Below are 13901 nucleotides of genomic sequence, written 5' to 3' on the forward strand. Positions count from 1 at the left end.
GGGTTACTCCTGAGTGGCAAGGGTGATGGCATCAAAGGCGGCGTAAGCGGTCGGCTCGCCCAGGGCGTAGGACTGGGCGCGGTTGTAGCGAATGCTCCAGCTGGCGAGCGCGTCAACGTCCCCCGCGTTGAGGCGGTGGGTATGGTTGACGGTGAGCAATTGCAGGTTCTCGACCAGGGTGATGGCCAAGTAGGTGGGGGGCATGTGGCGGTGAGATACAATGCCCAGGTCGGCAATCTTCATGCGCTGGGTCTTGTCCCGTACCTGCCCTGGCTTGAGGTAGGCTTTCTGGTGAGCCTGCAACAGGTCGCCGCCGACCATCACCACCAAGCGCGGGTCTTGGCGGTAGGCTTCTGGCAACTTCTCAATCAGGGCATACACCATCGCGTCCAGGTCGGCGAAATCGCCCTGGCCGCTGGGGGCAAACGTCACAGCATCGCGTAGCACCCGCAGCCCCTCGGGGTCGGCAGCCTTGGCCAGCGCAGGCCAGCCCATCATCACATCTTCCCCGTTCGGATTGGCCTCGGGGTCAGTGTTGACGGCGGCAGTCTGGCCATGGAAACCGACCCGTATCAGGTCATCCCCAAAGGCAGCCAGCGCCAAGCCTTCGAGCAGGTTGTTGGCTTGGCGCTGGTCGAGCCCTGCCAGCATCTGGGCCAGCTGTTGCCACGTCCAGATGGCGCTGCTATCCAGCTCTTCGTATTCATGTTCGCGCTTGCTCGGCTCGGCCCGCACCAGAAAACGGCCCTGCGCCTTGCGGCCACTGCGCAGCGCAGGCTTGAGCGGGTCAAAGCGCGGTGCATGGGGGTCATCCACGCCCAGGATAGAAACCATCCACAAAAACGGGGTGGCCTGCACAATGGCCGCCGTCAGGGCAAGGCCAGCGGCGGTATCCAGGTTGCCAAAGCTAGGCTGGGGCGCGGGAGCAAAGCTCAGGCGCACATCGCGCAGCAGGTCAGATAAGCTCATCGGGTGGGGCTCCTTAGTAAATGCGGTGATGGTTGGCGTGGGTGGGGTCGTCACTGCGGTCAGCGGCGCTCGGCTGGTTGGGTCGATACGGGGTGAAGCTGTCCAGCTTTTGGCAAAGGGCCGCCACCCCCGCCGACAGGGCCTCTATCTGGCTAAACATCCGCTCGGGTTTTGATGTCCGGAAAGCCGGTTTTGCAGGTGAAGGCGCAGGAACTGCGGGCGCCGGTACTGGCACCACCAGGGGGCGCCCGCTCGGTGGCTTGGCGCTAAATTGCAGCTGGGTTAGCCCCGTCAGGGTGGGCTGGTCAGTGACCGTCACCCCGGACAGATACCACTTGCCAGTGCTCGCGAAATTCTCGCTGGCCTCAATGGTGCAAAAGGCATGGGTGCCGCTGGTGTTGAGGTCTATCAGCTCCAGGGTCGGGCACAGCACCGCCAGCAGCTTGAGCTGGTCGCCCTGCTCTTGCACCTTGAGCGCGTAGACGTGCCCCAGCGGGCGACCCCGCACCCCCTCCGGCCAGAGGTTGGCCACGTAAAAGTTCGGGTCGTATGTCTCGGCCAGCTGGCGCAGACACTCGGGACTGATAGTGCGGCCATCTAGTGTCGGCCCCGCGCTGGCAATACAAATCCAGCCTGTTTTTACCTGACTGCTCATCCGACCCTCCGCAGTGTGACCACCGGTTTATCCCGCTCTTGTGCGGCTTCGATATCCAGCTGTTGCTGGTGCTCGTTCACGCTTTGACACAAGTTGGCGTGGGCCTCGGGTGACATGGCCCGCACCAGCGCCAGGGTAAGTTCATTGGCCCGCTTGGCGGACGGGCTCAGGGTATGGCTATAGGACAAGGTGGACACCCAGGAGTGGTGGCACGCAATATCCGAACAACGGCAATAGATATTGGCGACCCCCGCTGTCATGCGGTTGGTCTTGGTAATGCGGCCGGGCTTGCCGCACTCGGTGCAAAGCACACGCATAGTTTCCCTCCGGCACAAATGGCGTGAGGCATCATCGGGTTACGCTTTGGTAACGGGTGACGTCTCGGGGATTTTCCTGGCTGACGGGTGCAGGGTGTGGCTGTATGACAGGGACGACACCCACGAATGACCGCACTCGGGGTCAATGCATTGGCAATAGAGCGTGGCCACGCCTCGGGTGTGTCGATAGGTCTTGGTAATGCGGCCCAGTTCGCCGCACTCGGTGCACATCACGCGCATAGGTTCCCCCGCAGTGGGTTGACGGGTTGGGGCAGGCGTTGCCACAGGGCCGCCCATGCCAAGGCGTCAGGTTGCTCAATGGCGACAAGGTAGTCAGGCAGGTGTATGAAGCGCTGGCAGGCAGACCCCGCCAGCTTGCGGCGTTGCAGCCGCAGGTTGCGCAACGCGCAGGGGATAGATAAGATGCTCATCAAATCATGCCCTCTAAAGCTGATTTGGAAACCCCGTTTGGTGTTAGCGCACCGTTAAACGGGGTTTTTCTTTGCCCGCCATTCAGGGTTTGCAGCACTGCCAGCTTGCGCGACAGGCACTGCGCCCCCTTCTCATGGCTGGCCCGTTGCTGGCGGCTATTGACCCGCTCCACGGTTTCGCGCAGCAACTGTGCCCCCGCCATGTTCAAGGCTGCTTGTTCATCCCATGTCTGGCTCATACCGGACACCCCAGCCCCAGCCAGGACAACCAGCCGTCACGGATTTCACGAGGGCGGCTCTCGAAGGCCAGTTTCATCCCCTCGTTCCATGCCGGAAGGTAGATCCAGTATTCGGCGGGGGCGCTCGGGTTAAGGGGGTTGCGCATCGGCACCACCGGCACCTTGCCCTTTTCAATCATCCCCCGCACTGCGCCCTTGGTTTTGCCAATCATCTTGGCGAACACCTCAACGGGCACGGCATCGGAGGCATTTATCATGGGTTCGAGCACCAGCGACACGCGCGGGTCTGTCTCGGTCGGCGGTTGGGTTTGGCTTGCTGCTGTCATCTGATATTCTCCCTCGCGGGCCTCAATGGGCCTTAGTGCATCATAATGGTTGGTTGACTACCTATAGATAGTTAACTATTTACATCTTGATACTATGCTATGGAGATCAAATCACTATGTCAACGAGCATAAGTGAAAAACTGGTATTGATTCGAAAGTCTGAATACATGACGAGAAAGCAGTTTTCAGAAGCGACAGGGGTTCCTGTTGGAACACTAAATTATTATGAAACTGGGAGGTCCACGCCACCGACAGACGTTTCCATGAAGATTCTCAACATCCCTTTATTCACTAAGTACACGCTCTGGTTTATGACCGATAAGGTCGCTCCGGAAGCCGGTCAGATAGCACCGGCTCTCGCACACTTTGGGCAAGAGGAAGGGGACTCATCCCTCTCCGACCAGAAAATTGGCTAACCCTGCATGAGGCATTTCTCAGCGAAATAGAAACATCGTGTTTGGGTTACATCGGAGGGCTTCCTTATGTCGATTAAGAAGCTCGATGATGGTCGTTATGAAGTGGACATTAGACCGCAAGGGCGCAACGGAAAGCGTATCCGGCGGAAGTTTGCCAAGAAGCATGAAGCAACTGCCTTCGAGCGGTATGTGCTGGCAAACCAGCATGACAAGGCGTGGATAGAGAAACCGAAGGATGCTCGGCGATTGTCTGAACTCATCCAACTCTGGTGGCTCTATCACGGGCAGAATATGAAATGGGGTGTAACAGCACGCCAAACCCTGGGGCTGGTTGAGCGATTAATGGGTAATCCCTGTGCTTTCCAGATTGATGATCGTGCTATTGCGGTATTTCGATCTCGCCTACTCAGCCAGGGGATAAAAGCCTCAACGGTGAATCGGCGGTTGATCACCTTGGGGGGGATGTTTAGTTTCCTGATTGGTGCCGGGATGTATCACGCACCTCACCCATTGAGAGAAATGAAGAAGCTCAAAGAGGCCCCCATCGCCATGAGCTATTTATCTCAAGGTGAGATTACCGGTTTACTAACTCGATTAGAGGGCGACAATCGCAACCTGGCCATGTTGTGTTTGAGCACTGGTGCAAGGTGGGGAGAGGCTGCTGCACTCAGGGCCGAACATGTCATCAATCAGCGGGTCATGTTCGTGGCCACCAAGAATGGCAAAACGCGCGTGGTGCCAATCTCGGCAGACTTATCTACACAGCTGGTTGATGGGAAAACAGGGCGGTTATTTCCGAAGGTAGATTACCTGGTCGTGAGGCAGATATTGCGAGAGGTGAAACCGGACTTGCCACACGGGCAAGCGTCCCATGTTTTGCGCCACACGTTCGCCACACACTTTATGGCCAATGGGGGGAATATCATCACGCTACAGCGGATTTTGGGCCATGCAAACATCCAGCAAACAATGACCTATGCGCACTTTGCACCGGATTATTTGCAGGATGCCATCACCTTCAATCCACTACGGGGAAGAGCTGGCATTGAGTGACCACACTGTGTCCACATTTAGGGACATTTTGCCCTGTGATATTGGGCCATAATGGTAGCTAAGTGATTGATACCCTGTGCGGCCGATAGCTGCACAGGGTACGAAAAAGCCCCGAAAGGGGCTTTTTTACAAGACGCCAAGACTCATTGACTGAGGGTGGCCAGAATGCTTTCAGGATCCTGATGCCGGGCCAGCACCTCCCGCAGTCGATTGAATGCCTTGCAGGCCTCCTGCGGGTACTTGCCATAGGAAACCACGCCGGTATGGCTCCAACCGGCCGCCAGCATGACTTTCTTCTTGAAGTGAGTGCCTTCGGTTCCGCCACCACCAAGCTGCATCAAAAACTGTTCCATCTGAAGGTGAGGAGGGGGAACGCGGGAGAAGGTGGCAAAGTCTTCCGGTTTGACTTCATCAAAGTGCATGACGACTCCTGTGAGGATGAATGGGATTACCCCTCAGATTAGTTGCAATTACCCGGGACGTGATCGAAAAATCAGGGGGCAGAGTGGCGCCGCGCTCAGACGTTCAGGCTGAAACCTTGCTGCGCAGCAGGCCTGACCGCCTGTTGATAACGCTGGGCAATGACCTGGTTGCGCTGCTCCATGTAGCCATTCAGCACGCCCGTCTTGGCGCTGCCATCGGCCGCCAAGGTGGAGTCTGGGTCGGATGAGAGTAGCGCCTTGCGGGCATGAGCCTCCTTGGCGGCGGCACTTCTGGCCACGCTCAGATCCTGTGCGGAAGGATCGGCCGGGGCCAGGGCGGCGGCACGCACCTGCTGCATCTTGGCGATAGTCGCCCTGGGATCGCCGGGAATGGTTCCGATGTCGATGGAGACGCCACCGCCGGTAGCGTAGCGCTTGCCATCCGGTCCCATCGAGAACTGATAGGTCGGACTGCTGGCATACTGGCCGCCAGTGCTCTGATGTGCCTGCTCGTGGGTCCGTACCTCCTGATCCCTGTCGGCCAGCTCCTTGATCTGCAGCTCCTGCTTCTGTTGTTGCTCCTGCTGTCTGGGATCCTGCTGTTGCTTGTTGCGCTGCCCGTCTTCACCCGTGGCCTCCACGAAGCGGTGATCAACCGGCGTTTGCGGATTGCCGGTCTGGGAAGCTTCCCGCGTCTGCTGGGAGGTCTGGTTGGGATTGGCCTGGCTGGCCTTGGACTTGTCTTTCTGTGAGCCGACTTCAGGCTCGGCATTGAATGCCTCGCTCTGACGGGTCTGGGGGATGAGGGCTGCACGGCGATTGTCAGTGCGTGCCGATTCCGTCTGCGGTTGCAGCTGATTAGGAATAATGGTCGGCAGACTGACATTGATGTTCATGTCACACCCGGATATCGATCAGGGTACCCATAACATCACTGGCGGTCTGGATCACCTTGGCAGATGCTCCGGCCTGTACTTCGGCCACCTTGAGGTTGACCAACTCATCAGGCAGCTGTACCTGATCACCGCTCGGGGTGTTGAGCCGGGCGATCTGGCTGGATGCCTTGTCGGCAATCTGTTCCGCTCGCTGAAACCCTTGTACTCCGCTGTTCAATGCAGAATCTATACGCATGATGACACTCCTCTGACACTGGATTAATTATCCGTCACGCCAGAGGATTAATGAAGCAAATAGGTTGTTTTTCAACCAACAAAATGTCGAATGATTTCAACGAACTGCTGTGGATGGGAAATAAAGGGTGCGTGCGAGGCCTTTTCCAGCACCAGGCTGTGACTGGCTGGGTAGCGTTCGTCCAGCAGTGGTATGGCCGCCTTGGGCACCAGCGAATCCAGTCGGCCATAGACCCGCAGCCAGGGCTGGCTCAGCGTTGCCAGCTCATCGCGCAGATCAACGTCAGCCAGCAGACCGAGTCCAGCCTCCAGTGCCGCAAGTTGGGGAGCCGGACGCTCTGCCAACCAATGGCGCAGCTGGCGGATATCATCCCGGGCGTGCTCACTGCCCATGGCCTGGATCGCGAGGAAACGCTCTATGGTCTGCTTGAAGTCACCCGCCAGCATCTGATTGAAGCCGGTCAGCACCTTGGGGGCTATCCCCGGCCAGTCGTCACGGGCCATGAAGCAGGGGGAGCTCGCCACCGTGATCAGGCTCTGGCAGCGCTCAGGCTGGGTCAGCGCCAACTGGCTCGCCACCAGACCACCGAGGGACCAGCCGAGCAGATGGCACTTCTGCGGCAAGACGGCGGCAATCTGCTCAGCCAGCCAGGGCAAGGAGTACTCACTCCCGTCGGCCAGCGGACTGTTGCCAAACCCGGGCAAGTCCACCAGATGCAGCCGATAATGGGCCGCCAACTGCTGGGCAATACCATGCCAAACTGCACCATTCATGCCCCATCCGTGCAACAGCACCAGATCGGGCCCCTGACCAAATCGCTCTACCGATACGCTCATCTAGACTCAAGATCCCTGTTCATTCTCTTGGGGTCAGCATGTTAAAGCGGCTGCTCGCCAAAGCAAGTCCGATCCTTGGCAACCATGCCGACTGGCAGGGCCACTGTCTGCTCTGCCAACAGCCTTGCGATACACAGCCACTGCTCTGCAGCTGGTGCCAGCAGGCCCTCCACCAGCCCTATCGCAAATGCAGCCTGTGTGCGGCGCCCTTGCCGGAACCTGACGGAGAAACCGAAGCTGTCTGCGGGCGCTGCCAGCGCAGGCCACCGCCCTGGCAGCGGCTGCAGGTCATTGGCGACTACCAGGCCCCCTACTCCATGCTCATTCCGCAGCTGAAATATTCTGGCCAGATCCTGCTGGCGCCGCTGCTCGCCCGTCTGCTGGCCGATCATCTGGAGAGAGACGATCTCCCCGAGGCCATCATTCCGGTTCCCCTGCACTGGTGGCGACTGTGGTGGCGCGGCTTCAATCAGGCGGAGGAGATAGCCATCACCCTCAGCGAGATCACCGGCATCCCCTGCGACACCCGGCTGCTGCGCAGAACCCGAGCCACCCCGCAGCAGACCAGGCTCAGTGCCGCTCAGCGACGACGGAATCTGCGCGGTGCCTTCCAGATCCAGCCCCACCGTTACCAGCACGTGGCCTTGCTCGACGATGTGGTGACCACGGGGGCGACGGCAGGCCAACTCACCCGAGTGCTGCACGAGAGCGGCATCGCAAAAGTGGAGGTGTGGGCCATTTGCCGCACGCTCAAACACCTCAAATGACACTCGGCATGGCTACCGCAAGCTCAGGCACATCAGGCTGCCACAGAGATGTATGCCGCCCCCGCAAACATCCTCAATAATCCGCGGCATGTATCCCGCAGGCTCATCCACATCAGGCGGCCATAGGTATATTTGACATATGCTCGGCGCCATCAGCATGCTACCCAAGCACTGCCAAGCGAGTTATCATGAATACCCTAGTCGTACACTCAGGTTTATGAGGATAGTGATGATCAGCATTTCCGACACCGCCCAGGCCCATTTCCGTAAACTGCTGGAAAAACAGCCTGATGGCACCAATATCCGGGTGTTTGTGGTCAATCCGGGAACCCAGAATGCCGAGTGCGGCGTATCATATTGCCCACCCGATGCGGTCGATCCGGAAGATCAACACCTGCCCTTCAGCGGCTTCGACTGCCTGGTCGATCCTCTGAGCGCCCCCTTCCTGGTCGATGCCACCATCGACTTCGTCACCGATCAGATGGGCTCCCAGCTCACCCTCAAGGCGCCAAACGCCAAGATGCGCAAGGTGGCCGACGATGCACCGCTGATCGACCGCATCGAATATGTGCTGATGTCCGAGGTGAACCCCATGCTGGCCGGTCACGGCGGCAAGGTTACCCTGGTCGAGCTGACCGAAGACAAGCTGGCCATCCTGCAGTTTGGCGGCGGTTGCAACGGTTGCTCCATGGTCGATTACACCCTGAAAGAGGGGATCGAGAAGCAGCTGCTGGAGAAATTCCCGGGCGAGCTCAACGGCGTCAAAGATGCCACCGAGCACCAGCGCGGCGATCACTCCTACTATTGATCCTGTGCCAGTGGCGATCACCCGCCAGGCTTGATCTCCCTTGCTGCACATAAAAAGGCCCCGCCAATCTGGCGGGGCCTTTTGCTATCCGGCGAACCGAATGAGCCTATCTCAGTAGGCGTCGTTGTTGACGGCAGTTTGAACACGGACAGCGCGCAGAAACCGGAGCGTATAGGCATACGTGAGGATTTCGAGCACTGCCCAGGTTCAAAATGGCTAATAAAACAGCCTAATGGGATTTGCTCTTATTCGTCGCGCTTGTCCCGACTGAGCAGGGCGATGGCGGCCTCTTTCGGGTTCTTGCCCTGATAGAGCACCTGGAAGATCTGCTCGCAGATGGGCATCTCGACGCCACAACGGGCCGCCAGCAGATGCACCTCCTTGGTGTTGCGATAGCCTTCCACCACCTGACCTATCTCGGCCATGGCGGTATCCACGCTCTTGCCGGCCCCGAGGGCCAGACCGAAGCGACGGTTGCGCGACTGGTTGTCGGTACAGGTCAGCACCAGATCCCCGAGCCCCGCCATCCCCATGAAGGTTTTGGCGTCAGCACCCAGGGCCGCGCCCAGACGCTGCATCTCCACCAGACCCCGGGTGATGAGCGCGGTTCTGGCGTTGGCGCCAAATCCCAGCCCATCTGAGAGACCGGCACCGATGGCGATGACGTTCTTGACGGCACCGCCCAGCTGCAGACCGACGAAGTCCGGATTGGTATAGACCCGGAACGAACGGCCGCAGTGCAGCAACAGGGAGAGATCGTCGGCGAAGTCGTCGTGAGTCGACGCCACCGAGATGGCGGTCGGCAGGCCGGCGGCCAGCTCCTTGGCGAAGGTGGGACCGGAGATCACCGCCAGCGGGATCGCCTCACCCAGCACCTCACGGGCCACGTCTTGCAGCAGGCGGCCGCTGTCAGGTTCCAGCCCCTTGGTGGCCCAGGCGATACGGGTATCGGGGCGCAGGAAGGGCTTGACCTGAGCCAGCACCTGGCCGAACACATGGCTCGGCACTACCAGCAGCAGCACGGGCGCGGCTTGCACCGCCGCCTGCAGATCGGCGGTCAGCTGCAGATCGGCAGGGAAAGGGACATCCGGCAGAAAAGCCTTGTTGCAGCGGTCTTGTTCCAGCTCGGCGACATGGGCAGGGTCGTGACCCCACAGCAGGGTCGGATGACCGTTGCGCGCCAGAGAAATGGCAAGGGCGGAGCCATAAGACCCCGCCCCCAAGACTGAGATAGCGATCTGGTCAGCCATTATCAGGCTTCCGCAGTCGCCTGCTGGGCCTGTGCTTGCGCCATGTGCTGGGCAAACAGGGCATCGAAGTTGACCGGTGCCAGGTTCAGCTGCGGGAAGGAACCCTTGCTCACCATGTTGGCCACGGCTTCGCGGGCATACGGGAACAGGATGTTCGGGCAGAAGGCGGCCAGGCAGTGAGCCAGTTGCGGCTCCGGCAGGTTGCCTATGGTGAAGATACCGGCTTGCTGCACTTCACACAGGAAGGCAGTCTCGGTTTCCAGCTTGCAGGTCACGGTCAGGGTCAGCACAACCTCATACACGCCGTCAGCCAGGATGTTGGTCTTGGTGTCCATGTCCAGCTTGACGTCCGGCTGCCACTCTTTCTGGAAGATGTGCGGGGTATTCGGGGCTTCGAAAGAGACATCCTTGGTGTAAACACGCTGGATGTGGAATTCCGGTTGTACTTCCTGGTTGTTGATTTCGTCAGCCATTTCGTTTGATTCCTTTTTAAGAAAATATGTGGGCGCAGGCCCTTAAATCAGCGTTTTTTGGTCACCGGCAGATTATCTGCACGCCACTGGGCCATGCCACCGCTGAGCACATACACCTGCTTGAAACCGGCCTTGCTCAGTTGGCGACCCGCGCCACCAGCGGTCATCCCCGACTCGCACACCACTATGATGGGGGCATCTTTATGCTTTTCAACCGGACCCAGGTTATTGCTCTGGATCTGGCTGAGCGGCAGGTGCTGGGCACCGGCCAGATGGCCCTTGGCAAACTCTTCCTGACTGCGAATGTCCACCACTGTGGCATTTTCACGGTTGATCAGCAGGGTAGCCGTGTGGTTGTTCACCGTCTTAACCGGAGAAAAACGAGCACGCACAGTGGTGTAAACCAGGGTGCCTGCCAGGCCGAACCAGGCTGCGGTCAGCAGCGGGTTACGGGCCGCAAAATCCAAATACTCTTGCATCTTCTACTATCCAGGGACCAAGACAAGGGCCCGAGTATACATGGGGACCCCACCAAGATCAGCCATCTTGGCGGCAAAGCGGGAGCGGGCTCCCATCGGGCAGGGGCACGATAAAGGATCGGAATAAAAAGTGGCGTCCGACGCCTTGAGGCGAGGATTCTTCGAGCCGGGAGACAAGCCGGCGACAAAGGGGAAACAGGCTGGCAACAGTCCTGAACGACGGCGGGCCTGGGCTTGGCTATCAGGTGACTATTTCGGCAGATGTAGTAATATTACGCTAGTTTCACTTCCCGCAATTCATTCCTATCCGAGAGGACATAGCCTTATGTCAACAGCTAAGAAACCTTTGGTTCTGGTCATCATGGACGGTTGGGGCTACAGCACCAAGCAAGAGCACAACGCCGTCGCTGCCGCCAAGACTCCCAACCTCGACCGTCTCGCCCGTGACTACACCAGCACCCTAATCTCCGGCTCCGGCCTGGACGTGGGTCTGCCGGATGGTCAGATGGGTAACTCCGAAGTGGGTCACGTCAACATAGGTGCCGGTCGCATCGTCTATCAGGAACTGACCCGCATCTCCAAAGAGATCAAGGACGGCGACTTCTTCCAGAACGTCGAACTGGCCAAGGCTGTTGACGGTGCTGTGACCAAGGGCAAGGCCGTGCACATCATGGGTCTGATGTCCCCGGGTGGCGTACACAGCCACGAAGAGCACATCATGGGCATGATCGAAATGGCCGCCAAGCGTGGCGCCGAGCAGATCTATTTCCACGCCTTCCTGGATGGCCGCGACGTGCCGCCGCGTTCCGCCCAGTCCTCCATCGAACAGTTCGATGCCCTGTTTGCCCGTCTGGGCAAGGGTCGTTTCGCCTCCATGATCGGCCGCTACTTCGCCATGGACCGTGACAACCGCTGGGATCGCGTGCAGCAAGCCTATGACCTGATGACTCAGGGCAAGGGCGAGTTCACCGCCGACAGCGCCAGCGAAGCCCTGGCCGCCGCCTATGCCCGCGACGAGAACGACGAATTCGTCAAAGCCACCCGCATCGGTGCTGCCGCCCCCATGCAGGATGGCGATGCGCTGATCTTCATGAACTTCCGTGCCGACCGCGCCCGCGAGATCACCCGCGCCTTCGTCGACAGCGACTTTACCGGCTTTGCCCGTGCCGCCACCCCGGCGCTGAACTTCGTGATGCTGACCGAATACGCGGCCGACATCAAAACCGCCTGCGCCTACCCGCCGACCGCCCTGGTGAACACCCTGGGTGAGTGGCTGGCCAAGCAGGGCAAGACCCAGCTGCGCATCTCCGAAACCGAGAAGTACGCCCACGTCACCTTCTTCTTCAACGGTGGCGAAGAGTCCTGCTTCACCGGCGAAGACCGCGAGATCGTCGCCAGCCCGAAAGTGGCCACCTATGACCTGCAGCCGGAAATGAGCTCCGAAGAGCTGACCGACAAGCTGGTTGCCGCCATCAAGAGCGGCAAGTACGACACCATCATCTGCAACTACCCGAACGGCGACATGGTCGGTCACACCGGCGTGTTCGATGCGGCCGTCAAAGCCTGTGAGGCGGTTGACCACTGCATCGGTCGTGTCACCGAGGCCTTGGCCGAAGTGGGTGGCGAGTGCCTGATCACCGCCGACCACGGCAACGCCGAGAAGATGCTGGACGAAGAGACGGGTCAGGCCCACACAGCCCATACCAACCTGCCGGTTCCCCTCATCTATTTCGGTCGCAAGTCCGAGGTGGTTGAAGGTGGCAAACTGTCCGATCTGGCTCCGACCATGCTGACCCTGATGGGTCTGCCGGTCCCGCCGGAAATGACTGGCAAGCCCCTGATGATTCTGAAATAATCCTTCCCCATGCGGGGATGCGAAGTTATTTCAAACAAAACCAGTCGCGTCGGCCTGTTGGCCGGCGCGCTGTTTTTTTGCCTGTCGTTTATCGCGGGCAAGGCCCTGGCTGCCAATCAGCAGCTCGGCACCATGCAGTCCCAGATCAAAGAGCAACAGAAGACCATCAAGCTCAGCAAGCAGGAGCTGGCCAAACTCAACACCCAGCTCAAGGCCGATGAGCAGGCCATCTCTGCCGCGGCGGCCAAGCTCGAGCAGACCAAGCAACAGCTGAAACAGAATCAGCAAAAACTGGTGGGCCTGCAACAGGACAAGCTGGATCTGGAACAACAGGCCAGCCATCAGAAGCAGTTGCTGGCCAAGCAGGCGGAAAGCGCCTTCCAGGCGGGCAACCACGATTACCTCAAACTGCTGCTCAATCAGCAGGATCCGGCCAAACTGAGCCGCTCTCTCGATTACTACGACTACCTCAACAAGGCCCGCATCGAGGCCATCGAAGCCCTGCGCACGACCCGCACCAAGCTGGCGAAAAACCAGCAGGCTACCAAAGAGACCGAGAACAAGCTGCAAACCCTGCTGAGCGAACAGCAGCAACATCACCAGAGCCTGCTGGCCAGCCAGCAGAGCCGCGCCAAGGTACGCAACCAGCTGCAGCAGTCGGTACAGGATGACGAACAGAAGCTGACCAAGCTGGTCAAGGCGGAGAAAGCCCTGAAGGCCCGGCTGGAAGAGCTGCGTCGCCAGCGGGAAGAGCAGGAGCGCCGTGAACGGGCCGAGCGGGAACGGCTGGCCAAGCTGAAGGCCGAGCAGGAGCGCCAGCGCCGCCTGGAGGCCCAGCGCCTGGCCGCCGAGCAGAAACGGATTGCAGAACAGCAGCGGATCGCGGCGCAGCAGCGACAGGTCGGCGAGCAGCAACGGCTCGCGGCCCAACAGCAGAAAGTCGCCGAACAACAGAACCGGGTGGCGGAGCAGCAAGCCGCCGCGCGCAGCAGCAAGCCAAGCAGTGGCGGCTACGGCGGCCTCAGTACCAACGGCAGCCTGCGCTGGCCGGTGCAGGGCCCGATCCTCATCTCCTACGGCTCACCCCGCACTGCCGAGCTCAAGTGGAAGGGCACCCTGATTGGCGCCAGCGAAGGGACCCAGGTCAAGGCGGTCGCACCGGGCCAGGTGGTGTACGCCGACTGGCTGGATGGCTTCGGCATGCTGCTGGTCATAGATCATGGTAAGGGCTATATGAGCCTCTACGGTCACAACCAGTCGCTGCTGCGGCAGGTGGGCCAGAGCGTGGAACAGGGCGAACCCGTGGCGCTGGTCGGCGACAGTGGCGGCCAGGACAGACCCGGCCTCTACTTCGAGATCCGCTATCAGGGTGAAGCCATCAACCCGACCAAGTGGCTGGCCAAACGCTGACCCCGCACACGCGATGACAAAAAGCCTGCATGACGCAGGCTTTTTTGATCGTCGCCGACGGCCC

20 protein-coding genes are annotated in these 13901 nt (G+C 59.7%); 6 read left to right on the plus strand and 14 right to left on the minus strand.

Going from position 1 to position 13901, the window contains the following annotated elements; genetic code table 11:
• Positions 1 to 3 precede the first annotated feature (3 nt).
• From AACW87_RS01015 to AACW87_RS01045, 7 genes are read right to left on the minus strand one after another with little or no spacing between them, the layout of a single operon-like run.
• Positions 4 to 969 (minus strand): P2 family phage major capsid protein, encoded by a 966-nt coding sequence (locus AACW87_RS01015; RefSeq protein WP_241326334.1) that lies wholly within the window; start codon positions 967 to 969, stop codon positions 4 to 6.
• A gap of 13 nt (positions 970 to 982) precedes the next feature.
• Positions 983 to 1624, minus strand: coding sequence for a GPO family capsid scaffolding protein (locus AACW87_RS01020; protein ID WP_241326335.1), 642 nt, complete (start codon positions 1622 to 1624; stop codon positions 983 to 985).
• Complete coding sequence (locus AACW87_RS01025; RefSeq protein WP_065479349.1) at positions 1621 to 1941, minus strand: ogr/Delta-like zinc finger family protein; 321 nt, start codon at positions 1939 to 1941, stop codon at positions 1621 to 1623. The genes AACW87_RS01020 and AACW87_RS01025 overlap by 4 nt, the downstream gene beginning before the upstream one ends.
• A 39-nt stretch (positions 1942 to 1980) precedes the next feature.
• Entirely contained in the window at positions 1981 to 2238 is a 258-nt protein-coding gene (locus AACW87_RS22590) for an ogr/Delta-like zinc finger family protein (RefSeq protein ID WP_445206839.1), read from the minus strand.
• Positions 2172 to 2372, minus strand: coding sequence for a hypothetical protein (locus tag AACW87_RS01035; RefSeq protein ID WP_029305002.1), 201 nt, complete (start codon positions 2370 to 2372; stop codon positions 2172 to 2174). The genes AACW87_RS22590 and AACW87_RS01035 overlap by 67 nt, the downstream gene beginning before the upstream one ends.
• Complete coding sequence (locus tag AACW87_RS01040) at positions 2372 to 2611, minus strand: hypothetical protein (protein WP_241326336.1); 240 nt, start codon at positions 2609 to 2611, stop codon at positions 2372 to 2374. The genes AACW87_RS01035 and AACW87_RS01040 overlap by 1 nt, the downstream gene beginning before the upstream one ends.
• Positions 2608 to 2937 carry a Cox family DNA-binding protein gene (locus tag AACW87_RS01045; protein ID WP_241325099.1) on the minus strand — a complete coding sequence of 110 codons (330 nt, stop codon included), beginning with the start codon at positions 2935 to 2937 and terminating at the stop codon, positions 2608 to 2610. Before AACW87_RS01045 ends, AACW87_RS01040 begins: the two co-directional genes overlap by 4 nt.
• Positions 2938 to 3053: 116 nt before the next feature.
• On the opposite strand from AACW87_RS01045, the gene AACW87_RS01050 reads away from it, so the two are divergent.
• Both AACW87_RS01050 and AACW87_RS01055 read left to right on the plus strand, forming a co-directional pair.
• Positions 3054 to 3353 (plus strand): helix-turn-helix domain-containing protein, encoded by a 300-nt coding sequence (locus tag AACW87_RS01050; protein ID WP_241326337.1) that lies wholly within the window; start codon positions 3054 to 3056, stop codon positions 3351 to 3353.
• 66 nt (positions 3354 to 3419) lie between these two features.
• Positions 3420 to 4406, plus strand: coding sequence for a phage integrase (locus AACW87_RS01055; RefSeq protein WP_241326338.1), 987 nt, complete (start codon positions 3420 to 3422; stop codon positions 4404 to 4406).
• A gap of 143 nt (positions 4407 to 4549) precedes the next feature.
• Here the strand turns inward: AACW87_RS01055 and AACW87_RS01060 are convergent, their stop codons facing one another.
• The 4 genes from AACW87_RS01060 to bioH form a co-directional block, all read right to left on the minus strand.
• The gene (locus tag AACW87_RS01060) at positions 4550 to 4828 is read right to left on the minus strand and encodes a hypothetical protein (RefSeq protein ID WP_042866969.1); all 279 of its coding nucleotides are present in this window, start codon (positions 4826 to 4828) and stop codon (positions 4550 to 4552) included.
• A 95-nt stretch (positions 4829 to 4923) separates the two neighbouring features.
• Entirely contained in the window at positions 4924 to 5724 is an 801-nt protein-coding gene (locus tag AACW87_RS01065) for a putative metalloprotease CJM1_0395 family protein (RefSeq protein ID WP_241326339.1), read from the minus strand.
• A gap of 1 nt (position 5725) precedes the next feature.
• Entirely contained in the window at positions 5726 to 5959 is a 234-nt protein-coding gene (locus AACW87_RS01070; RefSeq protein WP_042866965.1) for a hypothetical protein, read from the minus strand.
• Positions 5960 to 6030: 71 nt separating this feature from the next.
• On the minus strand, positions 6031 to 6795 hold the full coding sequence (bioH, locus tag AACW87_RS01075; protein ID WP_241326340.1) for a pimeloyl-ACP methyl ester esterase BioH: 765 nt from the start codon (positions 6793 to 6795) through the stop codon (positions 6031 to 6033).
• A gap of 38 nt (positions 6796 to 6833) precedes the next feature.
• Between bioH and AACW87_RS01080 the strand changes: the two genes are divergently transcribed.
• Together AACW87_RS01080 and nfuA are read left to right on the plus strand one after the other, a co-directional pair.
• A complete protein-coding gene (locus AACW87_RS01080; RefSeq protein ID WP_241326341.1) occupies positions 6834 to 7562 on the plus strand; it encodes a ComF family protein in 729 nt (242 codons plus the stop codon).
• Between the two features lie 229 nt (positions 7563 to 7791).
• Positions 7792 to 8370, plus strand: coding sequence for a Fe-S biogenesis protein NfuA (gene nfuA, locus AACW87_RS01085; protein ID WP_011704302.1), 579 nt, complete (start codon positions 7792 to 7794; stop codon positions 8368 to 8370).
• A 245-nt stretch (positions 8371 to 8615) separates the two neighbouring features.
• Here nfuA and gpsA read toward each other — a convergent pair whose 3' ends face one another.
• From gpsA to AACW87_RS01100, 3 genes are read right to left on the minus strand one after another with little or no spacing between them, the layout of a single operon-like run.
• The gene (gene gpsA / locus AACW87_RS01090; RefSeq protein ID WP_043136411.1) at positions 8616 to 9620 is read right to left on the minus strand and encodes an NAD(P)H-dependent glycerol-3-phosphate dehydrogenase; all 1005 of its coding nucleotides are present in this window, start codon (positions 9618 to 9620) and stop codon (positions 8616 to 8618) included.
• Positions 9621 to 9622: 2 nt separating this feature from the next.
• The gene (secB, locus tag AACW87_RS01095) at positions 9623 to 10093 is read right to left on the minus strand and encodes a protein-export chaperone SecB (protein ID WP_005319808.1); all 471 of its coding nucleotides are present in this window, start codon (positions 10091 to 10093) and stop codon (positions 9623 to 9625) included.
• Positions 10094 to 10140: 47 nt separating this feature from the next.
• Positions 10141 to 10572, minus strand: coding sequence for a rhodanese-like domain-containing protein (locus tag AACW87_RS01100; protein WP_042866955.1), 432 nt, complete (start codon positions 10570 to 10572; stop codon positions 10141 to 10143).
• Positions 10573 to 10897: 325 nt separating this feature from the next.
• Here AACW87_RS01100 and gpmM point away from each other — a divergent pair, with 325 nt between their 5' ends.
• Positions 10898 to 12427 carry a 2,3-bisphosphoglycerate-independent phosphoglycerate mutase gene (gene gpmM, locus AACW87_RS01105; RefSeq protein WP_043554032.1) on the plus strand — a complete coding sequence of 510 codons (1530 nt, stop codon included), beginning with the start codon at positions 10898 to 10900 and terminating at the stop codon, positions 12425 to 12427.
• 9 nt (positions 12428 to 12436) lie between these two features.
• Entirely contained in the window at positions 12437 to 13837 is a 1401-nt protein-coding gene (locus AACW87_RS01110) for a peptidoglycan DD-metalloendopeptidase family protein (RefSeq protein ID WP_241326342.1), read from the plus strand.
• Positions 13838 to 13901: the final 64 nt, after the last annotated feature.

It is taken from the genome of Aeromonas sp. MR7, assembly GCF_963899385.1.
Lineage (GTDB): Bacteria > Pseudomonadota > Gammaproteobacteria > Enterobacterales > Aeromonadaceae > Aeromonas > Aeromonas bestiarum.